This window comes from Bacillus stercoris (assembly GCF_029772985.1).
Lineage (GTDB): Bacteria > Bacillota > Bacilli > Bacillales > Bacillaceae > Bacillus > Bacillus stercoris.
Genome location: NZ_CP121861.1, coordinates 2,569,986 through 2,596,244, shown reverse-complemented (window position 1 = coordinate 2,596,244; position 26,259 = coordinate 2,569,986). Strand labels below are relative to the sequence as shown.

The window sequence follows — 26,259 nt, the reverse complement described above, 5'->3', positions numbered from 1 at the left end:
GTGATGATGGACGGGTATGAGACTAGGAGGATATAGATTTTGAAAAAGAAAAATACAGAAAACGTTAGAATTATCGCCCTTGGCGGTGTCGGAGAGATTGGGAAGAACCTTTATGTCATTGAAATTGACTCAGACATATTTGTCGTTGATGCCGGCCTTATGCATCCAGAAAATGAAATGCTCGGTATTGATGTGGTGATTCCTGACATATCATATTTGATTGAACGGGCTGATCGCGTCAAGGCAATCTTTTTAACGCACGGGCACGATGAAAATATCGGCGGTGTTTTTTACTTATTAAACAAGCTGTCAGTTCCAGTGTACGGAACAAAGCTGACGCTTGCGCTGTTAAGAGAGAAATTAAAACAATACGGACATAACCGAAAAACTGATTTAAGAGAAATTCACTCCAAATCTGTCATTACATTTGAATCGACAAAAGTATCGTTCTTTAGAACGATTCACAGCATCCCTGATTCTGTAGGTGTGAGCTTTAAAACATCACTTGGATCTATTGTATGCACGGGAGACTTCAAATTTGACCAAACACCTGCACTTAATCAGACGTGCGACATTGGCGAAATCGCCAAGATCGGAAATAGCGGCGTGCTTGCCCTGCTTTCTGACAGTGCAAATGCGGAACGGCCGGGTTATACTCCTTCGGAATCGGCTGTCAGCGGAGAAATCTCGGATGCGCTGTATAATTCAGAGAACCGGGTGATTATTGCTGTTTTCGCATCCAATATTAACCGGATTCAGCAAGTGATTCATGCAGCGGCTCAAAATGGCAGAAAGATTGCCGTAGCCGGAAAAAATCTTCAATCTGTCCTGCAGCTGGCAAGAAAGTTAGGATACATTGAAGCAGATGATGAATTATTTATTTCTGTACAGGATGTGAAGAAATATCCGAAGCGTGAAGTGGCCATTATTACAGCCGGAAGCCAAGGTGAACCATTAGCTGCCCTTACAAGAATGGCAAACAAAGCTCACAAACAGCTGAACATTGAAGAAGGGGATACGGTTGTCATTGCGTCAACTCCAATTCCCGGGCAGGAACTCATTTATTCTAAAACAGTGGACCTACTTGCGAGAGCCGGTGCACAAGTCATCTTTGCCCAAAAGCGTGTTCATGTATCAGGCCACGGCTCACAAGAAGAGTTAAAGCTGATGATCAATCTGCTTAAACCAAAATATTTAATTCCTGTAAACGGCGAATACAGAATGCAAAAAGCCCATTCAAAAATCGCTGAAGAAACCGGCATGAAGCGCAGTGACATCTTCTTAATTGAAAAAGGAGACGTCGTTGAGTTCCGCGGCCAAAACGTAAAAATCGGGGATAAAGTTCCTTACGGCAATATTTTAATTGATGGGCTAGGTGTCGGTGATATCGGCAATATCGTATTGAGAGACCGCCGCTTGCTTTCACAGGACGGAATCTTAATCGTTGTCATTACACTTGATAAACAAAAGAAACATCTTGTATCAGGACCAGAAATTATCACTCGCGGTTTTGTTTATGTAAGAGAGTCTGAAGGTCTTATCGTACAGGCTACTGAGCTTGTTCGTTCCATCGTGACAGAAGCGACTGAAACATCAAATGTTGAATGGTCAACGCTGAAGCAGGCAATGCGGGATGCTTTGAACCAATTCCTTTATGAAAAAACGAAACGTAAACCGATGATCATCCCAATTATTATGGAAGTATAATGACTGACTAAAGACCGGAGCAGCTCCGGTCTTTATTTTTTTGCCCTTTAAGCCGGGATTGAATTGAGTATCTTTGTTCATAATACAAAGAGAAACTCGGAAAGGGTGAAAGCGAGATGGATCATCGTATGGAAAATACAGAAGAAGAGCGTTCTGAAAAAAATGATGCGAAAGACAGCATTATGAATAAAATACAGCAGCTTGGTGAAACGTCACTTCCACAGCTGCCCCAAGATACAAATATTCATTGTCTGACTATAATCGGACAAATAGAAGGCCATGTTCAGCTCCCTCCGCAAAACAAAACAACAAAATATGAGCATGTCATCCCACAGATTGTGGCAATTGAACAAAATCCTAAAATTGAAGGCCTGCTGATTATATTAAATACTGTGGGAGGAGATGTTGAAGCTGGTCTAGCAATTGCGGAAATGCTGGCATCTTTATCGAAACCGACCGTTTCTATCGTGCTTGGCGGGGGTCATTCCATCGGCGTTCCGATTGCTGTATCCTGTGACTATAGCTATATCGCCGAAACAGCAACGATGACGATTCACCCCGTTAGGCTCACCGGTCTGGTCATCGGGGTGCCGCAAACGTTTGAATACCTGGATAAAATGCAAGAAAGAGTTGTTAAATTTGTCACAAGCCATTCCAATATAACTGAAGAGAAATTTAAAGAGCTAATGTTCTCAAAAGGAAACTTAACACGCGACATCGGAACAAATGTAGTTGGTAAGGATGCAGTTGAATATGGATTGATTGACCACGCAGGCGGTGTCGGACAGGCAATCAATAAACTGAATGAGCTCATAGAGGCAGCAAGGAAAGAAGAAGGACGGATGATTCAATGATTCTGTATACCGTGATGCCGCAGGAAATTGTGTTTGCAGAACAGAACCAAGAAACGAGCGCACATGAGCAAATTGAATATAAAGGTGTACCGCTTCTTGTCGAAATGAAAGGAAATGAAGCGGAAGTCATTCAAATTATGAGCACAAACCCAATGCATTTTCTGCATCCGGACATTTCACCGGGACAAAAGCTGAAATTAAACGTATAAGAATCCAATCCTTTTTTAAGGGCAAAATATGCTATAATAGGGGAATCCTACAGAAAAAATGCAGCCTGTAAACGGCTGCTTTCTTCATTATGTATGAACTTACATTTTTTAACGCAGTAAGGTGATGAGTGTGGCAAAGAAAAAACGAAAATCAAGAAAAAAACAGGCGAAACAGCTCAATATAAAATACGAACTCAACGGACTGCTGTGTATAGCCATTTCAATTATCGCAATCTTGCAGCTGGGGGTAGTCGGGCAAACATTTATCTATTTGTTCCGCTTTTTTGCTGGAGAGTGGTTTATTTTATGCTTGTTAGGTTTATTGGTGTTAGGAGTCTCGCTATTTTGGAAGAAGAAAACCCCAAGCCTATTAACGAGACGAAAGGCCGGGTTGTACTGTATCATCGCAAGCATATTGCTGCTTTCTCACGTGCAGCTGTTTAAAAATTTGACGCACAAAGGGACTATTGAGTCCGCAAGCGTGGTCCGCAATACGTGGGAATTGTTTTTGATGGACATGAATGGCAGCTCTGCTTCTCCTGATTTAGGCGGAGGGATGATCGGTGCGCTGCTGTTTGCAGCTTCACACTTCTTGTTTGCGTCAACTGGTTCTCAGATCATGGCGATTGTCATGATTTTGATCGGCATGATTTTAGTCACAGGACGATCACTGCAAGAAACGCTGAAAAAGTGGATGAGCCCGATTGGACGCTTTATAAAAGAACAATGGTTGGCATTTATTGATGATATGAAATCCGTCAAATCAAATATGCAGTCATCGAAAAAAACAAAAGCGCCTAGCAAAAAACAAAAACCGGTCCGCAAAAAACAGCAAATGGAACCGGAGCCTTCTGATGAAGAGGGGGATTCTGAGACAGAATCGCCTCTTGTCCATTCAGAACCAATTATCTCAAGCTTTTCTGATCGTAACGAAGAGGATGAGTCTCCAGTTATAGAAAAGCGCACCGAACCTGTATCGGAGCCGCTTCAAGACATCCAACCGGAGACAGGTGATCAGGAAACTGTTTCTGCTCCTCCTATGACCTTTACGGAGCTTGAAAATAAGGATTACGAGATGCCGTCACTGGATTTACTGGCAGATCCAAAGCATACCGGCCAGCAGGCTGATAAAAAGAATATTTATGAAAATGCGAGAAAGCTTGAACGGACCTTCCAAAGCTTTGGCGTAAAGGCGAAAGTCACACAGGTTCATCTCGGGCCGGCCGTAACAAAATACGAAGTGTATCCTGATGTCGGAGTGAAGGTTAGCAAAATTGTCAATTTAAGCGATGATTTAGCGCTGGCGCTTGCTGCGAAGGATATCAGGATCGAAGCGCCTATACCAGGCAAATCGGCAATCGGAATTGAGGTTCCAAACGCAGAAGTGGCAATGGTTTCGCTGAAGGAAGTGCTGGAGTCTAAATTAAATGACAGGCCGGATGCGAAGCTGTTAATTGGACTTGGCCGCAATATTTCAGGTGAAGCTGTATTGGCTGAGTTAAACAAAATGCCCCACCTTTTGGTCGCAGGCGCAACCGGAAGCGGAAAAAGTGTCTGTGTCAACGGCATTATTACAAGTATTTTAATGCGCGCAAAACCGCATGAAGTGAAAATGATGATGATCGATCCTAAAATGGTAGAGCTGAATGTCTATAACGGGATTCCGCACCTGCTTGCTCCGGTTGTAACCGATCCGAAAAAAGCATCGCAGGCTTTGAAAAAGGTTGTCAATGAAATGGAGCGGCGGTATGAATTATTTTCTCATACGGGCACACGAAATATTGAAGGATACAATGATTATATAAAACGCGCCAACAATGAAGAAGGAGCGAAACAGCCGGAGCTTCCTTATATTGTTGTCATTGTGGACGAGCTTGCCGATCTCATGATGGTCGCTTCGTCTGATGTGGAAGATTCGATTACGAGATTGTCCCAAATGGCGCGGGCTGCCGGCATCCATCTCATTATTGCGACGCAGCGGCCTTCGGTGGACGTTATCACAGGGGTGATCAAAGCGAACATTCCTTCACGAATCGCGTTCAGCGTATCTTCACAGACGGATTCAAGGACCATTCTTGACATGGGCGGCGCAGAGAAGCTTCTCGGCCGCGGCGATATGCTGTTTTTACCTGTAGGGGCTAACAAGCCTGTCCGTGTGCAAGGAGCATTTTTGTCGGATGACGAAGTGGAGAAGGTCGTCGACCATGTGATTACACAGCAGAAAGCGCAATATCAAGAAGAAATGATTCCTGAGGAGACAACGGAAACTCATTCAGAGGTTACTGATGAACTTTATGATGAAGCTGTTGAATTAATCGTCGGCATGCAGACGGCATCTGTTTCAATGCTGCAAAGAAGATTCAGAATCGGTTATACGAGAGCGGCGCGCCTGATTGACGCAATGGAGGAACGCGGCGTTGTCGGGCCGTATGAAGGCAGCAAACCTAGGGAAGTCTTATTATCAAAAGAGAAATATGATGAGCTCTCTTCTTAATGAAGGGAGTTCCATTTTCCTTTAGTTATCAATAACAACATTATGTAAACTGATAAGCTTTCTATTTATTTTTTCGACAAAACATGATATAGTTGTCCCAATTGTTCAATAATTTTTATCGAAAGTGGTTTACGGAGGGGAAACATGTCTACAAAAGCTGATAATCGGCACTTGTATTTGAAAGTAATTGAACGAATTAAAGAGGATATAAAAAATGGGATCTACACTGAGAAGGAAAAGCTGCCTTCTGAATTTGAGCTTTCCAAAAAGCTAGGTGTGAGCAGAGCGACGCTAAGAGAAGCCTTGCGGATATTGGAAGAAGAACATGTGATTATCAGAAGGCATGGTGTAGGCACTTTTGTCCATTCTAAGCCGTTATTTCTTTCGGGCATTGAACAGCTGAACAGTGTAACGAAGATGATAGAACAGGCAAATATGACCCCTGGCACGATTTTTCTGTCATCACAAGTGCTTATGCCGTCTGAGGATGATACGAAGAGGTTTCATTTGGCAGAAGGGCAAGAACTTTTTTACCTTGAACGTGTTAGAACAGCTGACGGACAGCCGATTGTATATTGTATAGACAAAATTCCGATGAATATTTTGCCGAATTCTTTTTCTCATCAGCAAGAATCTATGTTTGACCTGCTTGAGAAAAATTCAGGCTCCGTAATCAGTTATGCAGTAACTGATATAGAACCGATCGGCTATCACGATACCATTTCTCCAGTGCTGGAATGCGATCCGGAAACAGCACTTTTACTGTTAAAACAAACCCATTACGATCAGCACGATAAACCGGTGCTTTACTCGTTAAATTATTTCAGAGCCGATAAATTCAGATTTCATGTTTTGCGTAAACGATTCTAAAAACGGACGCTTGTGTGTCTGTTTTTTTATTTGCACTGATTCATGTTTCTTTGTACATACTTTCATTCCGGTTAACGCAATATATAAGAGATGACAAGAAAGTGAATGGGTGAAAATGTTGAGAAAGAAAAATGGAATGAAAAATATTATTGCATTGTCTTCCGTCCCGCTTGTGATGACACTCGGGAACTCCATGCTGATTCCTGTTCTTCCGATGATGGAAAAAAAGCTGTCGGTGACTTCATTTCAAGTGTCGTTAATCATTACTGTATATTCAGTAGTGGCAATTATTTGCATTCCGATTGCCGGATATTTGTCGGATCGTTTCGGGAGGAAAAAAATATTGCTTCCATGTCTCCTCATTGCAGGATTAGGTGGAGTGGTAGCTGCTTTTGCCTCAACCTACATGAAAAATCCTTATGCTATGATCTTGGCGGGGCGTGTTCTTCAAGGCATCGGTTCTGCGGGTGCCGCTCCTATCGTCATGCCGTTTATCGGTGACCTGTTTGAAGGAGACGATGAAAAGGTCAGCGCTGGACTTGGAGATATTGAAACCGCTAACACGTCAGGGAAGGTACTGAGTCCCATACTTGGCGCATTACTCGCTTCCTGGTACTGGTTTGTACCGTTTTGGTTTATTCCGTTTTTCTGTTTGATCAGCTTTTTGCTCGTATTGTTTTTAGTGGCCAAGCCTGAAGAAGATGAAGATGCGCCTGCGGTTTCTGAGTTTATCAAGAGCGTGAAGAAAATCTTTAAGCAGGATGGGCGCTGGCTTTATACGGTCTTCATTATCGGGTGTGTCATTATGTTTTTGTTATTTGGCGTATTATTTTATTTGTCAGATACGCTGGAGAACAAGTATGCCATTGACGGAGTAGCTAAAGGCGGATTACTGGCAATCCCACTTTTGTTTTTGTCAACCAGTTCTTTTATAGCTGGCAAAAAGATCGGTAAAGATAAAGGCCGAATGAAATTTTGCGTTGTGACAGGAATGATTCTGTTAACCCTGTCGTTTATTGCCTTGTGGTGGAACCACAGTTTTTATTTTTTATTTATCTTTTTAAGCTTTGGCGGAATTGGGATCGGCATGGCTCTTCCTGCTTTAGATGCATTGATAACCGAAGGAATTGAAAGTGAGCAATGCGGAACCATATCCTCCTTCTACAATAGCATGCGCTTTATAGGAGTGGCTCTTGGCCCGCCTGTTTTTGCTGCATTAATGTCAAATGCAAACTGGATTATTTTCATACTCTCGGCGTTTTGCAGCATTGTTTCTTTATTTTTAGTGCTCTTTACTATAGATGCTAAAAAAAGTGAAGAAGAAGAAAAAAACTTAGGGACGGTCTAGCCAACCGTCTTTTTTTGCGCGCCCTTGCAGGTTCCAACCATCGCCGAGATTGGAAAAGAACTTACTATACCGTATGTGGAGGTTATTGTTTCCTTATAAATCCTACAGTTGCTATAATTACATGAAAGAGTGTTTCTGCGTATGCTTAAAATTGGTCATAATACATACTAATGAAGAAATGAACGAAGGAGGTTCCATATGTCATATGTTAATGAATTCAAAACAAAGCACGGCGGTTTAACCGCACACATTGTAGAAACAGAAAAATTTAAAACCGTCTCGCTTATTTTTAAGATGCTTGCGCCGCTGACAAAGGATCAAGTCACCAAAAGAGCGCTTCTCCCGCATGTGCTTCTTCGCGGAACGAAAAGCCATCCGAAAACCTCAGAATTGCGTTCCTATTTGGATGAGCTGTACGGCACATCAGTATCGGCGGACCTTACGAAAAAAGGAGAGCGGCATGTCATTACGTTCAGGCTTGAAATCCCGAATGAAAAATATTTAAAAGACCAAACACCGCTTCTTGAGAAAGGGCTTCAGCTTCTCGCAGAAATCGTCTTTTCACCTGCTTTAGAGGGGGGCGCTTTTCAGCCACAATATGTGGCTCAAGAAAAACGGACGCTTAAGCAAAGAATCCAAGCCGTCTATGATGATAAAATGCGCTACTCGAATTTAAGACTGATACAGGAAATGTGCCAAAATGAGCCTTACGCGCTCCATGTCAATGGTGAAATCGACGATGTCGATGACATTACGGCCGAGCAATTATACGAAACATACCAAAGCGCTATCCAAAAAGACCAGCTTGATCTTTATGTTGTCGGTGATGTGGACAGTAAGCAGGTGCAAACGGCGATTGATAAGTATTTCCAAACCGAAGAGCGCACTCTTGGCATGATTGAAAACAATCGGGCTGATGAAAAAGTTCAGGCAAATGAAGTGATTGATGAGGAAGATGTCAAACAAGGAAAGTTGAATATCGGCTACCGCACCGGCATCACTTATACAGATCAGGACTATCCGGCTTTACAAGTGTTTAACGGATTGTTCGGCGGATTCTCTCACTCTAAACTTTTCATTAACGTTCGGGAAAAAGCCAGCCTTGCTTACTACGCTGCTTCACGTATAGAAAGTTTTAAAGGCTTGTTAATGGTGATGTCAGGCATTGAAGTGAAAAATTACGACCAGGCTGTTTCAATTATTGCGGAGCAATTTCAGGCAATGAAAAACGGCGATTTCAGTGAGCAGGACATCGAACAGACAAAAGCCGTCATTCGCAACCAAGTGCTGGAAACAATTGATACTGCATACGGTTTAACTGAATTTTTATATCAGCAGGCCGCTGCTCAAGTCGAGATTCCTATCGAAGACTTTCTTGCCAATATTGAGAATGTCACAAAAGAGGATATCATGAAAGCCGGCGAAAAGATTCAGCTTGATACGACTTATTTCTTAAAAGGGACGGAGGGAGCATCTTGATCAAACCAATCGAATATGAACAGCTTCAGGAGACACTGTATCATGAAAAAATGTCCAACGGCCTTGACGTATACGTTTTGCCGAAAAAAGGTTTCAACAAGACATATGCGGTCTTTACAACAAAGTACGGCTCAATAGATAACCGGTTTGTCCCTTTAGATAAAAATGAGATGGTTCACGTGCCGGACGGGATCGCCCATTTTCTTGAGCATAAGCTGTTTGAAAAAGCGGACGGAGACGTTTTTCAAGATTTTAGCAAACAGGGTGCTTCTGCCAATGCGTTTACGTCATTTACGAGAACGGCTTATCTTTTCTCAAGCACATCAAATGTTGAACGCAATTTAGAGACGCTCATCGATTTCGTGCAGGACCCATATTTCACTGAAAAAACGGTTGAAAAAGAAAAAGGGATTATTGGGCAGGAGATTAACATGTACGATGATAATCCTGATTGGAGGCTTTACTTCGGAGTCATTGAAAACATGTACAAAGAGCATCCTGTCAGAATTGACATAGCGGGAACAGTGGAAAGCATTTCACATATTACAAAAGATCTTCTTTATGAATGCTATGAAACGTTTTATCACCCGAGCAACATGCTCCTATTCATTGTCGGCCCGGTAGATCCTGAAGCGATCATTTCGCAGGTCAGAGAAAATCAGGAGAAAAAGCCGTATACCGATCAGCCGGAAATCAAACGTGAAGAAGTGAAAGAGCAAGAAGCGGTTTTCCGAAAAGAAAAAGAGATCAAAATGAACGTGCAGGGACCGAAATGCCTTGTCGGGCTAAAATCAAAGAACCCGTTTAGATTAGGCAAAGAGCTGTTAAAGCATGAACTTTCTATGAACTTATTGCTTGAAGCTCTTTTCGGCAAAAGCTCTGCCCAGTATGAATCACTTTATGAAAAAGGATATATTGACGAAACGTTCAGCTTTGATTTTACTGCTGAATATGGGTTCGGTTTTGCAGCGATCGGCGGAGATACGCCTGATCCTGATCAATTGGCTGAAGACGTTTCAAGCATGCTTTTGCGCGCGGGCGAATTGATTACCGCTGAAAAGATTGAACTGGCCAGAAAGAAAAAGATCGGTACATTCTTAAAAGCGCTGAATTCCCCTGAATACATCGCCAATCAATTTACTCGTTACGCATTCTTGGATATGAGCCTGTTTGACGTCGTAACGGTACTCGAGCAGATTACTATCGAAGATGTGCAGAAAGTCATACAAGAGGAAATTGCTGCAGACAGACTGACTGTATGCAAGGTTGTTCCTAAATCATAAACAAAACATCCCTCCAGTGTGAGGGGTGTTTTTGTGCGGAAAGAGGGAAAGAGGATGAACAAAACAGCACTAATCACCGGAGCAAGCGGCGGCATTGGCAAAAGCATCAGCGAAACCCTTGCGGCTAAGGGATACAATCTGCTGCTCCATTACAATACAAATCAAAATGCGGCAGCGGAGCTTGCTGAAAAACTAAGAGAGAAGTTTGGCGTGTACGCGGAGATATTGCAAGCCGATCTGTCCTCGCCAGAAGGGGCAGATAAGCTGACAAGTTCAATTGTTCAGCCGATTGATGCGATTGTTTTAAACAGCGGAAGAAGCCATTTTGGGCTGATTACGGATGTGGATAACGTAACAGTCCAGGAAATGGTTCAGCTCCATGTGGCGAGTCCGTATATGCTGACAAGAAACCTTCTTCCAGGAATGATTCGGAATAAATCGGGAGCAATTGTGGCTGTCAGCTCGATTTGGGGAGAGACTGGAGCATCCTGTGAAGTGCTGTACAGCATGGCAAAGGGAGCTCAGCATTCGTTTGTAAAAGGACTGGCTAAGGAGCTGGCGCCAAGCGGAATCAGGGTAAACGCGGTAGCGCCGGGCGCGGTGGATACAAATATGATGAATCAATTCACCCCGTCTGAAAAAGAAGAGATCGCTGATGAGATCCCGATCGGCCGGCTGGCCCGGCCGCAGGAAATTGCGGATGCAACAGCTTTTCTCCTGTCTGACAAAGCATCATATATCACCGGCCAAATTCTGTCGGTGAATGGCGGCTGGCACTGCTGATCCGAAAATATTCGGTGTATAGTTTCTTTTACGAAGGACACAATAATCTTGTAACTTCACATGAAATGGAGGAAACAAGCATGTCAGTATTAGAAAACTGGGATAGCTGGAAAAACTTCCTTGGCGACCGTCTGAACTATGCGCAAGATAAAGGTATGAGCCAGGATACGATTACAGATCTTGCGACAGAAATCGGCAGCTACTTGGCTAATGAAGTGGAATCTAAGAACGAGCAGGAGAAAGTGCTGGCAGATCTTTGGAGTGTAGCATCAAAAGATGAACAGCACGCCATTGCCAATATGATGGTTAAGCTTGTTGAAAATAACAGCACTCACTAGGAAGAGAGGGGATTTTTCCTCTCTTTTTTATGTTTTCCTCATCACAGCAACATTCTTCTTTCTAATTAGAGAAAAATGCTTTATGATAAAGGAAGGTAAAATTTTGCCACAATGAAGGGGGTATATCATTTGGCAAAGCTCGAATGGTATTTTGAATATGAAATTCAAGTGAACCGCCCCGGACTGCTCGGGGATATCTCATCTCTTCTTGGGATGCTTTCTATTAACATCGTAACGATAAACGGCGTCGATCTTTCCAGAAGGGGAATGCTCCTCAGGTGCCGCCATATAGATCAAATTAAACGATTAGAATCAATCTTAAAAACGATGGAAACAATTAAAGTAACGAAGCTCAGAGAACCGAGGCTTCGCGATCGTCTTGCCGTACGCCACGGCCGCTATATTCAACGGGATGCCGATGATAAGAAAACGTTCCGCTTTGAACGGGACGAGCTTGGCTTATTAGTCGATTTTATGGCCGAATTGTTCAAAAAAGAAGGCCATAAATTAATCGGAATCAGAGGAATGCCGCGTGTCGGAAAAACGGAATCGATTGTGGCCTCCAGTGTGTGTGCAAGCAAAAGGTGGCTGTTTGTGTCCTCAACCTTGCTGAAGCAGACGATAAGAAGCCAGCTGATTGCCGAAGAATACAGCACTGAAAATGTCTTTATCGTTGACGGAATTGTGTCAACACGAAGAGGATCGGAACGCCATCTCCAGCTGGTCCGAGAAATAATGCGGCTTCCGGCAACAAAAGTGGTGGAGCATCCGGACATATTCGTTCAAAATACAGAGTATACACTAGATGACTTTGATTATATTATTGAACTGAGAAATGACCCTGATGAGGTTATTACATATGAACATGCCGAGGAACCCCAAATGTTTGATCAACCCGGGTTTTCAAGCTTTGATTTTTAAAATTGGAAGGTGTTTGTTGTGACTGAACTAGGAATCCGGCTCAAAGAAGCCAGAGAGGAAAAAGCAATGTCATTGGATGATCTCCAAGCGGCAACAAAGATTCAAAAAAGGTATTTAACTGCCTTGGAGGAAGGGAACTATGACATTATTCCGGGGAAGTTTTATGTTCGGGCATTCATCAAGCAATATGCAGAAGCCGTTGGGCTTGATGCGGATCAGCTGTTTGAGGAGCATAAAAAAGATATCCCGAATACGTATCATGACGACGTGTCTGAAAAGATCTCCGGCATGAATCTTCAAAAGGAAATGCCAAAGCCAGCATCTAAGGCGCTGGAGCTGCTGCCAACGATACTTGTCATTCTCGGCGTGATTGTCGTGATTGCCATTGTGTACGCGATCATTCAATTTGCGAACCACAAAAACAGTGATGATCACAATGCGGCATCAGAAAAAGCAATTACGCAAAGTGAGAGCAAGTACGAAATCCCTAAAGATTCAACGCTGAAAGAGAATCAAAATAACAGCTCTGAAAAAGAGACAGACACTAAAAAAGAAACGAAAGAAAATGAAGATAAGAAAAAAGAAAATGACAGTGATAAGCTGGAGATTAAAGCTGCTGGCACTGAAGGATCGTTAACGACTTATGAAGTGTCCGGCGCTGATAAAATCGAGCTTGAATTGAAGGCAGCGGACAGCTCTTGGATTCGGGTACGCGATGAAAACAGCAGCTCTTTAAAAGAAGGAACGCTGAAAAAAGACGAAACCTATAAAAAAGATATAACTGATCAGAAACAGGTTGAAATCCGCACAGGATATGCACCTAATCTGAAAATAAAAATCAACGGCAAGGTTCTTTCATATGAACTTGATCCGAAAAAAGTGATGGCACAAACCATAAAGATTGTAAATAAAAAGGAAGAAAAGTCATCTTAATTACCAGATGACTTTTCTTCACGTCCGAGTATGAAATTGGAGGGGCTTTATGTTTAACTTACCAAATAAAATCACACTAGCTAGAATCGCATTAATCCCAATCTTCATGATTATCATGCTGGCGCCGTTTGACTGGGGCAGGCTCGAAGTTGGAGACGAATCGATCCCGATCGCACATTTGGCGGGGGCCATTCTATTTATTATTGCATCTACAACAGATTGGGTTGACGGATATTATGCCCGAAAACTGAATCTCGTAACAAACTTCGGGAAATTTCTTGATCCGCTTGCGGACAAGCTGCTTGTATCCGCAGCGTTAATTATCCTTGTTCAATTTGATCTCGCGCCAGCTTGGATGGTCATTGTGATTATCAGCAGGGAGTTTGCTGTAACAGGTTTAAGGCTTGTTTTGGCCGGAACAGGAGAAGTCGTAGCTGCTAACATGCTTGGTAAAATCAAAACGTGGGCACAGATTATTGCGGTATCCGCATTGCTTCTTCACAATCTTCCATTTGAACTTGTGTCATTCCCGTTTGCTGACTTGGCGCTGTGGGTAGCCGTCTTCTTTACTGTCGTCTCAGGCTGGGAATATTTCTCTAAAAACTGGGAAGCGTTAAAAACATCTAACTAAGAAAGAAGGACTTCGTCATGGAATTTCCAAAAAAAGCAGAAATAATTGCAGTCGGTTCAGAGCTGCTGCTTGGCCAAATCGCCAATACAAATGCTCAATTTATCAGCAAACAGCTCGCTGAAATCGGGGTCAACGTATTTTATCATACAGCGGTCGGAGACAATCCGGAGCGGCTGAAGCAGGTCATCCGCATTGCTGAAGAACGCTCTGATTTCATTATTTTTTCAGGAGGTCTTGGACCCACAAAGGATGACCTGACGAAAGAAACGATTGCAAATACGCTGGGGCGTCCGCTTGTGTTAAATGATGAGGCATTCCAATCCATTGAGGACTATTTCAAGCGAACAAAACGCACGATGTCACCTAATAACCGAAAACAGGCGCTTGTGATCGAAGGATCTGACGTGCTGGCGAATCACTTTGGAATGGCCCCGGGAATGCTCATAGAGCATGAATCGCGCTTCTATATGCTTCTTCCTGGGCCGCCGAGCGAATTGCGTCCAATGTTTGAAAACGAGGCAAAGCCTCTTCTGCTCAAAAAGATGGGTTCAAATGAAAAAATCGTGTCCACCGTTCTTCGCTTTTTCGGTATCGGCGAATCTCAGCTTGAAGCCGATTTGGAAGACATTATTGATGCACAAACCAACCCGACAATCGCTCCTTTGGCTGCTGATGGAGAGGTGACGCTGCGTCTGACAGCCAAACACGCCGATGAAAAGGAAACAGAACGTCTGCTAAAAGAAACAGAGGCCGTTATCTTAGAGCGTGTCGGTGAATTTTTCTATGGGTACGATGATACTTCTCTTGTAAAAGAGCTATCTAAAGCATGTAAGGAAAAAGGCATTACAATTTCTGCGGCAGAAAGCTTTACCGGCGGGCTTTTTTCTGAATGGCTGACGGATCTTAGCGGTGCTTCAACATTATTTGCCGGCGGTGTTGTTTGCTATACAAACGACGTGAAGCAGAATGTGCTTGGTGTGAAGAAGGACACATTAGATCGTTTTGGAGCGGTCAGCAAGGAATGCGCAGCCGAACTGGCTAAGGGTGTTCAAAAACTCACTGGCAGCGATATCGGCATTAGCTTTACTGGTGTAGCAGGACCTGATGCTCAAGAAGGGCATGAGCCTGGACATGTGTTTATCGGTATTTCCGCAAATGGGAAAGAAGAGGTTCATGAGTTTCACTTTGCGGGCTCCAGAACGGGAATCAGAAAACGCGGCGCCAAATATGGCTGCCATTTAATCTTAAAGCTTTTAGAACAAAAATAATATTATCAGCACATTATCCTCCTAAGAAAACATGATTTCTCTGATACATTATGATATTTTGATAGGAATCACGCCAAGAAAAAATCCGAATATGCGTTCGCTTTTTTCTTGGCAAAACCCTTCAAACAGGGTATAGTATATGTAGTGGTAACATAAAGGAGGAAAAAATAGAATGAGTGATCGTCAGGCAGCCTTAGATATGGCTCTTAAACAAATAGAAAAACAGTTCGGCAAAGGTTCCATTATGAAACTGGGAGAAAAGACAGATACAAGAATTTCTACTGTCCCAAGCGGCTCCCTCGCTCTTGATACGGCATTGGGAATTGGCGGATATCCGCGCGGACGGATTATTGAAGTATACGGTCCTGAAAGCTCAGGTAAAACAACTGTGGCGCTTCATGCAATTGCTGAAGTACAGCAGCAAGGCGGACAAGCCGCGTTTATCGATGCGGAGCATGCGTTAGATCCGGTATACGCGCAAAAGCTTGGTGTTAACATCGAAGAGCTTTTACTGTCTCAGCCTGACACAGGCGAGCAGGCGCTTGAAATTGCGGAAGCATTGGTTCGAAGCGGGGCAGTTGACATTGTTGTTGTCGACTCTGTAGCTGCTCTCGTTCCAAAAGCGGAAATTGAAGGCGACATGGGAGATTCGCATGTCGGTCTACAAGCACGCTTAATGTCTCAAGCGCTTCGTAAGCTTTCAGGGGCCATTAACAAATCGAAGACAATCGCGATTTTCATTAACCAAATTCGTGAAAAAGTCGGCGTTATGTTCGGGAACCCGGAAACAACTCCTGGCGGCCGTGCACTGAAATTCTATTCTTCCGTGCGTCTTGAAGTGCGCCGTGCTGAACAGCTGAAACAAGGCAATGACGTAATGGGGAACAAAACGAAAATCAAAGTCGTGAAAAACAAGGTGGCTCCGCCGTTCCGTACAGCCGAGGTTGACATTATGTACGGAGAAGGCATTTCAAAAGAAGGAGAAATCATTGATCTAGGAACTGAACTTGATATCGTGCAAAAAAGCGGTTCATGGTACTCTTATGAAGAAGAGCGTCTTGGCCAAGGCCGTGAAAATGCAAAACAATTCCTGAAAGAAAATAAAGATATCATGCTGATGATCCAGGAGCAGATTCGCGAACATTACGGCTTGGATAATAACGGAGTAGTGCAGCAGCAAGCTGAAGAGACACAAGAAGAACTCGAATTTGAAGAATAAAAATAAAATAAATTTCAAATGATACAAAAGGCTGAGTGAAAAACTCAGCTTTTTTGTATTTTGCAAAAAAATGATAAAAATATTGCTTTTCTTGACAACTTTTTTAGGGCTTTATTCGTCTAACAAAACGTGTGCAAAATGGAATTTATTTCGGGAGGAAAAAATGAATGACGAGCCCAACCCGCAGAAGAACTGCGAAACGCAGACGGAGAAAACTAAATAAAAGAGGAAAACTTTTGCTTGGTCTTTTAGCAGTGATGGTTTGCATTACGATTTGGAATGCGCTTCATCGAAATAGTGAAGAAAACGAGCCATCTCAAGAAACTGCAGCGGTTTCAAATACCGATCAGAAAAAAGAGGTTAAAAAGAAAACTGCCAAAAAATCAGAGGAACAAATCAAAACAGTAGACCGAAATCAAAACATCAGCAATTATTTAAAAGAGATCGGTTTCAGCGGAACCGCTATGATTGTCAGAAATGGAGAAATCGTAACAAATAAAGGTTTTGGCTATGCAGACCGTGAACATCACATTCAAAATAATCCATTGACGTCTTTTTACGTCGGTTCGTCACAAAAAGCGCTGATTGCAACCGCTATTTTGCAGCTTGAGGAAAAGGGGAAACTTCAGACAAGTGATCCGGTAAGCACGTATTTACCTCATTTTCCTAACGGACAAACGATTACTTTGAAGAATCTGCTTACACATACATCGGGGATAAACGGACATATTGAAGGAAACGGCGCCATTACCCCGGACGATTTAATAAAAGACATAGAACTTCAGGGAATCAAACGTCAGCCTGGCGTATGGGACTACAAGGATTCCAACTATTCTGTTCTCGCTTATATCATTGCTGAAGTAAGCGGTGAGCCGTATGAACAGTACATAAAGAATCATATTTTTAAACCGGCGGGAATGACGCATGCAGGCTTTTACAAAACATATGAAAAAGAACCTTATCCTGCCGTCGGGTATAAGATGAAGGGCAGCAAAACGGTTACACCGTATATACCTGATCTATCTCAGCTGTATGGAGCGGGCGATATTTATATGAGCGCTATAGATATGTACAAATTTGACCAAGCGCTGATAGATGGAAAACTGTATTCACAAAAAAGCTATGAAAAGATGTTTACGCCAGGGAGCAACTCCACATACGGCATGGGATTTTATGTTGCTCCCGGAAGCTATTCAAACCATGGCGTTATGCCGGGCTTCAATATCTTGAACAGCTTTAGTAAATCTGGGCAAACCATTGTTATTTTGTTCTCTAACATTCAAAATAACGCTAAATTGGGCCAAGTAAACAATAAAATATATCAGCTTCTGAATCAAGAATGATCCGTGATCTTCTTTTGGATAAATTGCATTCGGCACGGGAAAAGACGTCGGGTCTGCAAACGTTAAGATGGCAAGCTTGACAAGTATTTCCGACACATTTACAATGAAGTTGTAACATTTGTTTTTTTAACATGATTGTTAAACCATTTAAACTTGACAAGGGCGATGAACATACTCATTCCCTGTGAAGGTTCTGTATGTTGAGAAAACTAGACAATGTACATGCCGACACTTATTTAAGCAACAACCAAGTTCATAGCAAGAGGAGGTGAAAGTATGACCCCAATTATGATGGTTCTCATCTCCATTTTGCTGATTCTACTCGGTTTAGTTGTTGGCTACTTTGTTCGTAAAACCATTGCCGAAGCGAAAATTGCGGGCGCACGCGGTGCAGCCGAGCAAATTCTTGAAGATGCAAAGCGTGATGCTGAAGCACTGAAAAAAGAAGCTCTGCTTGAAGCAAAGGATGAAATCCACAAACTTCGAATAGATGCTGAACAGGAAGTTCGTGAAAGACGAAATGAGCTTCAAAAACAAGAAAACCGTTTACTCCAAAAGGAGGAAAACCTTGATCGCAAACATGAGGGAATTGATAAACGGGAAGCGATGTTGGAGAAGAAAGATCATTCTCTGAATGAACGACAACAACATATTGAAGAGATGGAAAGCAAAGTGGATGAGATGATTCGTATGCAGCAGTCAGAGTTGGAACGAATTTCGAGTCTGACTCGTGATGAAGCAAAGCAAATCATTCTTGAGCGGGTTGAAAACGAGCTTTCACATGACATCGCCATCATGACAAAAGAAACTGAAAACCGTGCGAAAGAAGAGGCGGATAAGAAAGCAAAAAACATTCTTTCACTCGCCTTACAGCGCTGCGCAGCGGACCACGTTGCCGAAACAACGGTATCAGTTGTCAATCTTCCAAATGATGAGATGAAAGGACGTATCATCGGACGGGAAGGGCGTAACATTCGTACGCTTGAAACGCTGACAGGAATTGACCTGATTATTGATGATACACCTGAAGCTGTCATTCTTTCCGGATTTGATCCGATCAGACGTGAGACAGCCAGAATTGCTCTTGATAAACTCGTTCAGGATGGCCGAATTCATCCGGCACGGATTGAAGAAATGGTTGAAAAATCTCGTCGCGAGGTCGATGACTATATTCGTGAGATGGGTGAACAGACGACATTTGAGGTTGGCGTTCACGGCCTCCACCCAGATCTCATCAAGATCCTCGGCCGCTTAAAGTTCCGTACAAGCTACGGTCAAAATGTGCTTAAGCATTCCATGGAAGTCGCATTCTTGGCCGGTCTAATGGCATCGGAGCTTGGTGAAGACGCAAAGCTTGCCAAACGTGCGGGTCTTCTTCACGACATCGGGAAAGCAATTGACCATGAAGTAGAAGGAAGCCACGTTGAAATCGGGGTAGAGCTTGCGACCAAATATAAAGAGCACCCAGTCGTGATTAACAGTATTGCATCACACCACGGGGATGAGGAGCCGACTTCCATTATCGCTGTGCTGGTCGCTGCAGCAGATGCGCTTTCCGCTGCAAGGCCTGGCGCGAGAAGTGAGACGCTCGAGAATTATATTCGAAGGCTTGAAAAACTCGAAGAAATTTCTGAGTCCTACGAAGGTGTTGAAAAATCATTTGCCATTCAGGCTGGACGCGAAGTGCGCATTATGGTGAAGCCGGATTCAATTAATGATCTTGAAGCTCATCGACTGGCGCGAGATATCCGCAAGCGAATTGAGGACGAGCTCGACTATCCAGGTCATATTAAGGTGACTGTAATCAGAGAAACTCGTGCCGTAGAGTATGCAAAATAAAGTGATGCGCTAAGCATCACTTTATTTTTTTGACGGCTAAGGAATTTTCAAGAAGAAAGGATTTACAAAATGAGAATTTTATTTATCGGAGATGTTGTCGGTTCACCGGGCCGTGACATGGTCAAAGAATATGTACCAAAGTTAAAAACAAAATATAAGCCTCACTTTACCATTATTAATGGTGAAAACGCCGCACACGGAAAAGGCCTGACGGAAAAAATTTATCACAGCTTAATCCAGTCCGGCGCAGATGCAATCACAATGGGGAACCACACATGGGACAAAAAAGAAATTTTTGATTTTATAGATGACGTTCCGAATTTGGTTCGCCCGGCAAACTTTCCTGAAGGAACACCGGGGAAAGGGATCACATATGTGAAAGCAAACGGCAAAGAACTTGCGGTTATTAATTTGCAGGGACGTACGTTTTTACCGCCGCTTGATGACCCGTTTTTAAAAGCGGATGAATTGATTGCTGAAGCTGCGAAAAGAACACCGTACATTTTTATCGACTTTCATGCCGAAGCGACAAGTGAAAAGCTCGCGCTTGGCTGGTACACGGATGGACGGGCATCAGCTGTTGTAGGAACTCATACACACGTGCAGACAGCGGATAACCGCATTTTGCCGAAGGGAACGGCATATATTACTGATGTAGGAATGACTGGCCCATATGACGGTATACTGGGAATGGACAGAGAGACGATTATTAAACGATTCAAAACGAACCTTCCAGTCCGGTTTACTGTCGCTGAAGGGAAAACAACGCTCAGCGGAGTTGTCATTGACATAGATGATCAAACGAAAAAAGCCGTGAAAATCGAGCGTGTTTTAATCAATGATGATCACATGTTCTTTGAATAATTGAACATAGGTTATTTTATAAAAATATTAAAAAGAAAAGCAGGAATATAGCAACTCCTTAGTGAATATAGTAAAAATGGAAGGTAGCCCGCTATTTTTGAAAAGCATTGTGGGGATGGCTTTTTGGATAGCAACATCTAATAATGATTGTTCTAATGAACACTCACTTATCCATTGTAAAACTAAGGGGGAGCAGAAATGGAAATCTTAAAAGTTTCAGCAAAATCGAGTCCAAATTCAGTGGCAGGTGCGCTTGCAGGCGTGTTGAGAGAGCGAGGAGCCGCCGAGATTCAAGCGATCGGAGCTGGTGCATTAAACCAGGCTGTAAAAGCTGTGGCGATTGCCAGGGGATTTGTGGCGCCTAGCGGCGTAGATTTGATTTGTATTCCGGCTTTTACAGATATTCAAATCGATGGGGAAGAAAGAACAGCGATTAAATTAATCGTGGAACCTCGCTAAAAACAAATAAAGTATTCTCAACCTGTTTGCGTAATGCAAACAGGTTGTTTTTCATTTATTGTGATATTTTCTCCCAATAGTATTTTTGGCATATAATGGGCGGATATGCAAAATCAGAAATGAGCTAAAACATTTCAAAAAAAAATTCCGCCCATTTTTCAAGACAGATACTTTTGTCCTTCTGAAAAAGACAGTGCTGTTTACGCTTATTCCATATCATGGTACAATCCGAATGTAACAAGAATTTTTCAAGGAGGATTGTACATGCAGAGTGGAAAGATGAAAGCTCTAATGAAAAAGGACGGGGCGTTCGGTGCTGTGCTGACTGAAGTTCCTATTCCTGAGATTGATAAACATGAAGTCCTCATAAAAGTGAAAGCTGCTTCCATATGCGGCACGGATGTGCACATTTATAATTGGGATCAATGGGCACGTCAGAGAATCAAAACACCCTATGTTTTCGGTCATGAGTTCAGCGGAATTGTTGAAGCTGTGGGAGAGAATGTCAGCGGTGTAAAAGCAGGAGAATATGTGTCGGCGGAAACACACATTGTCTGCGGTGAATGTGTCCCTTGTGTAACAGGAAAATCTCATGTTTGTACCAATACTGCGATTATTGGAGTGGACACGGCAGGCTGTTTTGCGGAATATGTAAAAGTTCCCGCTGATAACATCTGGAGAAATCCTGCTGATATGGACCCGTCGATTGCTTCTATTCAAGAGCCTTTAGGAAATGCAGTTCATACCGTACTGGAGAGCCAGCCTGCAGGAGGAACGACTGCAGTGATTGGATGCGGACCGATTGGTCTTATGGCTGTTGCGGTTGCAAAAGCAGCAGGAGCTTCTCAGGTGATAGCAATCGATAAGAATGAATACAGGCTGAGGCTTGCCAAACAAATGGGAGCGACTTGTACTGTTTCTATTGAAAAAGAAGATCCGCTCAAAATTGTAAGCGCTTTAACGAATGGAGAAGGCGCAGATCTTGTTTGTGAGATGTCCGGCCATCCCTCAGCGATTGCCCAAGGTCTTGCGATGGCTGCGAATGGCGGGAGATTTCATATTTTGAGTTTGCCGGAACATCCGGTGACAATTGATTTAACAAATAAAGTGGTATTTAAAGGGCTTACGATCCAAGGAATCACAGGAAGGAAAATGTTTTCAACCTGGCGCCAGGTGTCTCAACTGATCAGTTCAAACGTGCTCGATCTATCACCTGTTATTACCCATCAGTTTCCGTTAGAGGAGTTTGAAAAAGGTTTCGAACTGATGAGAAGCGGCCAGTGCGGAAAAGTAATTTTAATTCCATAAAAGGGGGATAAACATGACGAAGGAATTTGAGTTTTTAAAAGCAGAGCTTGATAGAATGAAAGAAAACCATACATGGCAAGACATAAAACAGCTTGAATCTATGCAAGGCCCATCTGTCACAGTCAATCATCAAAAAGTCATTCAGCTTTCTTCTAATAATTACCTCGGATTTACTTCACATCCTAGACTCATCAACGCCGCACAGGAGGCCGTACAGCAGTATGGAGCCGGCACCGGATCAGTGAGAACGATTGCCGGCACATTTACCATGCATCAAGAACTTGAGAAAAAGCTGGCAGCCTTTAAAAAAACGGAGGCAGCACTTGTATTCCAATCAGGCTTCACAACGAACCAAGGCGTACTTTCAAGTATTCTTACAAAAGAGGATATTGTCATCTCAGATGAGCTGAACCATGCCTCTATTATTGACGGAATTCGACTGACAAAGGCGGATAAAAAGGTGTATCAGCACGTCGATATGAGTGATTTAGAGCGGGTGCTGAGAAAGTCAATGAATTATCGGATGCGTCTGATTGTGACAGACGGCGTATTTTCCATGGATGGCAACATAGCTCCTTTGCCTGATATTGTAGAGCTCGCTGAGAAATATGACGCATTTGTGATGGTGGATGACGCCCATGCATCCGGAGTGCTTGGTGAAAACGGCAGGGGAACAGTGAATCACTTCGGTCTGGATGGCAGAGTCCATATTCAGGTCGGAACACTAAGCAAGGCAATCGGAGTGCTTGGCGGCTATGCTGCAGGTTCAAAGGTGCTGATCGATTATTTGCGCCATAAAGGCCGTCCGTTTTTATTCAGCACATCCCATCCGCCTGCTGTCACTGCCGCTTGTATGGAAGCGATCGATGTCTTGCTGGAAGAGCCGGAGCATATGGAGCGCTTGTGGGAGAATACCGCTTATTTTAAAGCAATGCTTGTAAAAATGGGCCTGACTCTCACGAAGAGTGAAACGCCGATTCTTCCTATTTTAATAGGTGATGAAGGTGTGGCAAAGCAATTTTCTGATCAGCTCCTTGCGCGAGGCGTTTTTGCCCAAAGCATCGTTTTCCCGACTGTAGCAAAGGGTAAAGCCAGAATTCGCACGATTATAACCGCTGAGCATACCAAAGATGAACTGGATCAGGCGCTTGATGCCATCGAAAAGACGGCAAAGGAGCTCCAGCTATTGTAGGAGGAAGAGTAAACTCTTCCTCTTTTGATTCCTTATTGATTATTATTCTCAATGAGTGTATAATGATAGGTTGCCAGTTGTGCAGAGCTTCAATAACCTTTATACTGAAGGGTGGAAGTTTGGTTTGAAAGGAGAAAATATGATATGAATGAAAAACAAAAATTAGAGAGCGGACAAGTAAATCCATCGGACAAAAAATCCGAGAAGGATTACAGCAAGTACTTTGAAGCTGTTTACATTCCGCCTTCCTTAAAAGACGCGAAAAAACGAGGCAAGGAAGCCGTTACTTATCATAATGACTTTAAAATTTCTGAACAATTTAAAGGCTTGGGAGACGGAAGGAAGTTTTATATCCGTACGTATGGATGTCAAATGAATGAACACGATACAGAGGTTATGGCAGGAATCTTTATGGCGCTCGGTTACGAAGCGACAAACTCTGTTGATGATGCCAATGTCATTTTGTTAAACACATGCGCAATCCGTGAAAATGCCGAAAACAAGGTGTTTGGTGAGCTTGGGCACTTAAAAGCACTGAAAAAAAACAATCCCGATCTGATTTTAGGCGTGTGCGGCTGTATGTCTCAAGAGGAATCAGTCGTGAACCGGATTTTGAAAAAACATCCGTTTGTCGATATGATTTTCGGAACCCATAACATTCATCGCCTGCCGGAGCTTTTGTCAGAAGCATACCTTTCAAAAGAAATGGTCGTAGAAGTTTGGTCAAAGGAAGGGGACGTTATTGAAAACCTTCCGAAAGTCCGGAACGGAAAAATTAAGGGCTGGGTCAATATTATGTACGGCTGTGACAAATTCTGTACGTATTGCATTGTGCCGTACACACGCGGAAAAGAAAGAAGCCGCCGCCCTGAGGATATCATTCAGGAAGTGAGAAGGCTTGCGAGTGAAGGCTATAAGGAAATTACACTGTTAGGCCAAAACGTAAACGCATATGGAAAAGACTTTGAAGATATGACGTACGGACTTGGTGATTTGATGGATGAACTGAGAAAAATCGATATCCCGAGAATCCGCTTTACAACAAGTCATCCGCGCGACTTTGATGATCGCCTCATTGAAGTGCTGGCGAAAGGCGGAAATCTGCTTGATCACATTCATCTTCCGGTTCAATCAGGAAGCTCAGAAGTTCTGAAGCTGATGGCCCGCAAATATGACAGAGAGCGTTACATGGAGCTGGTTCGAAAAATTAAAGAAGCAATGCCGAACGCTTCTTTGACAACGGACATTATCGTCGGATTTCCGAACGAAACGGACGAACAGTTTGAAGAAACGCTTTCTCTATATCGTGAGGTGGAGTTTGACAGCGCCTATACGTTCATTTACTCTCCGCGTGAGGGCACTCCGGCTGCTAAGATGAAAGATAATGTACCGATGCGTGTGAAAAAAGAGCGCCTGCAGCGTCTAAACGCACTGGTAAATGAAATTTCTGCTAAAAAAATGAAGGAATACGAAGGCAAGGTTGTCGAAGTATTAGTTGAGGGTGAAAGCAAAAATAACCCTGATATTCTTGCCGGCTATACTGAAAAAAGCAAGCTTGTCAATTTCAAAGGGCCGAAGGAAGCCATAGGCAAAATCGTCCGCGTGAAAATCCAGCAAGCGAAAACATGGTCGCTTGATGGAGAAATGGTAGGAGAAGCAATCGAGGTGAAATAAGATGACGCTCTACTCAAAAAAAGACATTGTGCAGCAGGCACGGAACCTTGCAAAAATGATCTCTGAAACAGAAGAGGTTGATTTTTTCAAACGGGCTGAAGCGCAAATCAATGAGAATGACAAAGTGTCTGCAATCGTTAATCAGATTAAAGCCTTGCAAAAGCAGGCTGTCAATCTGAAGCATTATGAAAAGCATGAAGCGCTCAAACAAGTAGAAGCAAAAATTGACGCGCTGCAAGAAGAGCTTGAAGGGATTCCTGTTATCCAGGAATTCAGAGACTCGCAGATGGAGGTAAATGACCTACTGCAGCTCGTTGCACACACCATTTCCAACCAAGTCACAAATGAAATCATCACGTCAACCGGGGGCGACCTGCTGAAAGGGGAAACCGGTTCAAAGGTGAAGCATTCAAATAACAGCTGTTCTCTCTAAACACGGTGCCTTTACAGGCCCGTGTTTTTTTATCATTTATTTGGTATAAATGAACTAAATAATCTATGTACTAAATATTCAATTAGTTTTTCTATGCTCAGCCGCGAGTAAACTTTATCGCACTTATAAGTAAAGTTTCTAGGCACCCCTGCATACAATGGAACAGAAACTTTGTATTTTTATATTTTATTTATAAAAATGCACACTAGACAAATGCCCAGCATAAGATAACACGAAGAAGAACAAGGAGGCATGCCGGAATGTCTGAATACAGGGAAATTATTACGAAGGCAGTAGTAGCGAAAGGCCGAAAATTCACCCAATGCACAAACACCATCTCCCCTGAGAAAAAACCGAGCAGCATTTTGGGTGGTTGGATTATTAACCACAAGTACGATGCAGAAAAAATTGGGAAAACGGTAGAAATTGAAGGGTATTATGATATAAACGTATGGTACTCATACGCGGACAACACAAAGACAGAGGTTGTCACAGAACGGGTAAAATACGTAGATGTCATTAAACTCAGATACAGAGACAATAATTACTTAGATGATGAGCATGAAGTAATTGCCAAAGTGCTTCAGCAGCCAAACTGCCTTGAAGTGACTATTTCGCCAAATGGAAATAAAATCGTTGTGCAGGCAGAAAGAGAATTTTTGGCGGAAGTGGTAGGAGAAACAAAGGTAGTTGTTGAGGTCAATCCTGATTGGGAAGAGGAAGACGAGGAAGATTGGGAAGATGAGCTTGATGAAGAGCTTGAAGACATCAACCCGGAATTTTTAGTGGGAGATCCTGAAGAATAAAAAA

Annotated in this window: 24 protein-coding genes; all 24 read left to right on the top strand. The window is 43.0% G+C overall.

All coding sequences use genetic code 11. The annotated features are described in order from the left end of the window. Nucleotides 1-39 precede the first annotated feature (39 nt). The 24 genes from rnjB (at nucleotide 40) to cotE (ending at nucleotide 26,255) form a co-directional block, all read left to right on the top strand. The gene (rnjB, locus tag QA442_RS13495) at nucleotides 40-1,707 is read left to right on the top strand and encodes a ribonuclease J2 (RefSeq protein WP_014664010.1); all 1,668 of its coding nucleotides are present in this window, start codon (nucleotides 40-42) and stop codon (nucleotides 1,705-1,707) included. 116 nt (nucleotides 1,708-1,823) lie between these two features. Then, nucleotides 1,824-2,561: a translocation-enhancing protein TepA gene (tepA, locus tag QA442_RS13490; protein WP_014664011.1), complete on the top strand. Its 738-nt coding sequence runs from the start codon at nucleotides 1,824-1,826 to the stop codon at nucleotides 2,559-2,561. Continuing rightward, on the top strand, nucleotides 2,558-2,770 hold the full coding sequence (locus tag QA442_RS13485) for a YlzJ-like family protein (RefSeq protein ID WP_003231871.1): 213 nt from the start codon (nucleotides 2,558-2,560) through the stop codon (nucleotides 2,768-2,770). The genes tepA and QA442_RS13485 overlap by 4 nt, the downstream gene beginning before the upstream one ends. Before the next feature lie 130 nt (nucleotides 2,771-2,900). Next, nucleotides 2,901-5,264, top strand: coding sequence for a DNA translocase SpoIIIE (gene spoIIIE / locus QA442_RS13480; protein ID WP_071576878.1), 2,364 nt, complete (start codon nucleotides 2,901-2,903; stop codon nucleotides 5,262-5,264). A 144-nt stretch (nucleotides 5,265-5,408) separates the two neighbouring features. Continuing rightward, nucleotides 5,409-6,134 carry a GntR family transcriptional regulator gene (locus QA442_RS13475; RefSeq protein WP_003245732.1) on the top strand — a complete coding sequence of 242 codons (726 nt, stop codon included), beginning with the start codon at nucleotides 5,409-5,411 and terminating at the stop codon, nucleotides 6,132-6,134. Nucleotides 6,135-6,270: 136 nt separating this feature from the next. After that, nucleotides 6,271-7,482: a bacillibactin exporter BcbE gene (bcbE, locus tag QA442_RS13470; protein ID WP_095431336.1), complete on the top strand. Its 1,212-nt coding sequence runs from the start codon at nucleotides 6,271-6,273 to the stop codon at nucleotides 7,480-7,482. A gap of 198 nt (nucleotides 7,483-7,680) precedes the next feature. Then, complete coding sequence (yfmF, locus tag QA442_RS13465; protein WP_095431319.1) at nucleotides 7,681-8,961, top strand: EF-P 5-aminopentanol modification-associated protein YfmF; 1,281 nt, start codon at nucleotides 7,681-7,683, stop codon at nucleotides 8,959-8,961. After that, nucleotides 8,958-10,244, top strand: a complete 1,287-nt coding sequence (gene yfmH, locus QA442_RS13460; RefSeq protein WP_040083147.1) for an EF-P 5-aminopentanol modification-associated protein YfmH — start codon at nucleotides 8,958-8,960, stop codon at nucleotides 10,242-10,244. The genes yfmF and yfmH overlap by 4 nt, the downstream gene beginning before the upstream one ends. Before the next feature lie 54 nt (nucleotides 10,245-10,298). Beyond that, nucleotides 10,299-11,027, top strand: coding sequence for an elongation factor P 5-aminopentanone reductase (ymfI, locus tag QA442_RS13455; RefSeq protein ID WP_071580729.1), 729 nt, complete (start codon nucleotides 10,299-10,301; stop codon nucleotides 11,025-11,027). An 80-nt stretch (nucleotides 11,028-11,107) separates the two neighbouring features. Beyond that, on the top strand, nucleotides 11,108-11,365 hold the full coding sequence (locus QA442_RS13450; RefSeq protein ID WP_003245199.1) for a DUF3243 domain-containing protein: 258 nt from the start codon (nucleotides 11,108-11,110) through the stop codon (nucleotides 11,363-11,365). Nucleotides 11,366-11,494: 129 nt separating this feature from the next. Then, the gene (locus QA442_RS13445) at nucleotides 11,495-12,286 is read left to right on the top strand and encodes a DUF3388 domain-containing protein (RefSeq protein ID WP_040083145.1); all 792 of its coding nucleotides are present in this window, start codon (nucleotides 11,495-11,497) and stop codon (nucleotides 12,284-12,286) included. A gap of 18 nt (nucleotides 12,287-12,304) precedes the next feature. Continuing rightward, on the top strand, nucleotides 12,305-13,219 hold the full coding sequence (gene rodZ / locus QA442_RS13440; protein WP_069839434.1) for a cell shape determination protein RodZ: 915 nt from the start codon (nucleotides 12,305-12,307) through the stop codon (nucleotides 13,217-13,219). A gap of 49 nt (nucleotides 13,220-13,268) precedes the next feature. Next, complete coding sequence (gene pgsA / locus QA442_RS13435) at nucleotides 13,269-13,850, top strand: CDP-diacylglycerol--glycerol-3-phosphate 3-phosphatidyltransferase (RefSeq protein ID WP_014664019.1); 582 nt, start codon at nucleotides 13,269-13,271, stop codon at nucleotides 13,848-13,850. A gap of 17 nt (nucleotides 13,851-13,867) precedes the next feature. After that, on the top strand, nucleotides 13,868-15,118 hold the full coding sequence (locus QA442_RS13430; RefSeq protein WP_069839433.1) for a competence/damage-inducible protein A: 1,251 nt from the start codon (nucleotides 13,868-13,870) through the stop codon (nucleotides 15,116-15,118). Nucleotides 15,119-15,290: 172 nt separating this feature from the next. Then, nucleotides 15,291-16,337, top strand: a complete 1,047-nt coding sequence (recA, locus tag QA442_RS13425; protein ID WP_003245789.1) for a recombinase RecA — start codon at nucleotides 15,291-15,293, stop codon at nucleotides 16,335-16,337. A gap of 167 nt (nucleotides 16,338-16,504) precedes the next feature. Continuing rightward, entirely contained in the window at nucleotides 16,505-17,680 is a 1,176-nt protein-coding gene (locus QA442_RS13420) for a serine hydrolase domain-containing protein (protein WP_095431320.1), read from the top strand. 276 nt (nucleotides 17,681-17,956) lie between these two features. Next, the gene (rny, locus tag QA442_RS13415) at nucleotides 17,957-19,519 is read left to right on the top strand and encodes a ribonuclease Y (RefSeq protein WP_003221010.1); all 1,563 of its coding nucleotides are present in this window, start codon (nucleotides 17,957-17,959) and stop codon (nucleotides 19,517-19,519) included. A gap of 69 nt (nucleotides 19,520-19,588) precedes the next feature. After that, nucleotides 19,589-20,383 carry a 2',3'-cyclic-nucleotide 2'-phosphodiesterase gene (ymdB, locus tag QA442_RS13410; protein ID WP_040083141.1) on the top strand — a complete coding sequence of 265 codons (795 nt, stop codon included), beginning with the start codon at nucleotides 19,589-19,591 and terminating at the stop codon, nucleotides 20,381-20,383. A 198-nt stretch (nucleotides 20,384-20,581) separates the two neighbouring features. After that, a complete protein-coding gene (gene spoVS / locus QA442_RS13405) occupies nucleotides 20,582-20,842 on the top strand; it encodes a stage V sporulation protein SpoVS (protein ID WP_003154135.1) in 261 nt (86 codons plus the stop codon). A 264-nt stretch (nucleotides 20,843-21,106) separates the two neighbouring features. Next, entirely contained in the window at nucleotides 21,107-22,150 is a 1,044-nt protein-coding gene (gene tdh, locus QA442_RS13400) for an L-threonine 3-dehydrogenase (RefSeq protein WP_095431321.1), read from the top strand. Nucleotides 22,151-22,163: 13 nt separating this feature from the next. Continuing rightward, entirely contained in the window at nucleotides 22,164-23,342 is a 1,179-nt protein-coding gene (locus QA442_RS13395) for a glycine C-acetyltransferase (protein ID WP_095431322.1), read from the top strand. Between the two features lie 144 nt (nucleotides 23,343-23,486). Beyond that, complete coding sequence (miaB, locus tag QA442_RS13390) at nucleotides 23,487-25,016, top strand: tRNA (N6-isopentenyl adenosine(37)-C2)-methylthiotransferase MiaB (protein WP_014664026.1); 1,530 nt, start codon at nucleotides 23,487-23,489, stop codon at nucleotides 25,014-25,016. 1 nt (nucleotide 25,017) lies between these two features. After that, nucleotides 25,018-25,449, top strand: a complete 432-nt coding sequence (ricA, locus tag QA442_RS13385) for a regulatory iron-sulfur-containing complex subunit RicA (protein ID WP_014664027.1) — start codon at nucleotides 25,018-25,020, stop codon at nucleotides 25,447-25,449. A gap of 260 nt (nucleotides 25,450-25,709) precedes the next feature. Continuing rightward, nucleotides 25,710-26,255 carry an outer spore coat protein CotE gene (gene cotE / locus QA442_RS13380; RefSeq protein ID WP_003221022.1) on the top strand — a complete coding sequence of 182 codons (546 nt, stop codon included), beginning with the start codon at nucleotides 25,710-25,712 and terminating at the stop codon, nucleotides 26,253-26,255. The last annotated feature ends 4 nt before the right edge of the window (nucleotides 26,256-26,259 follow it).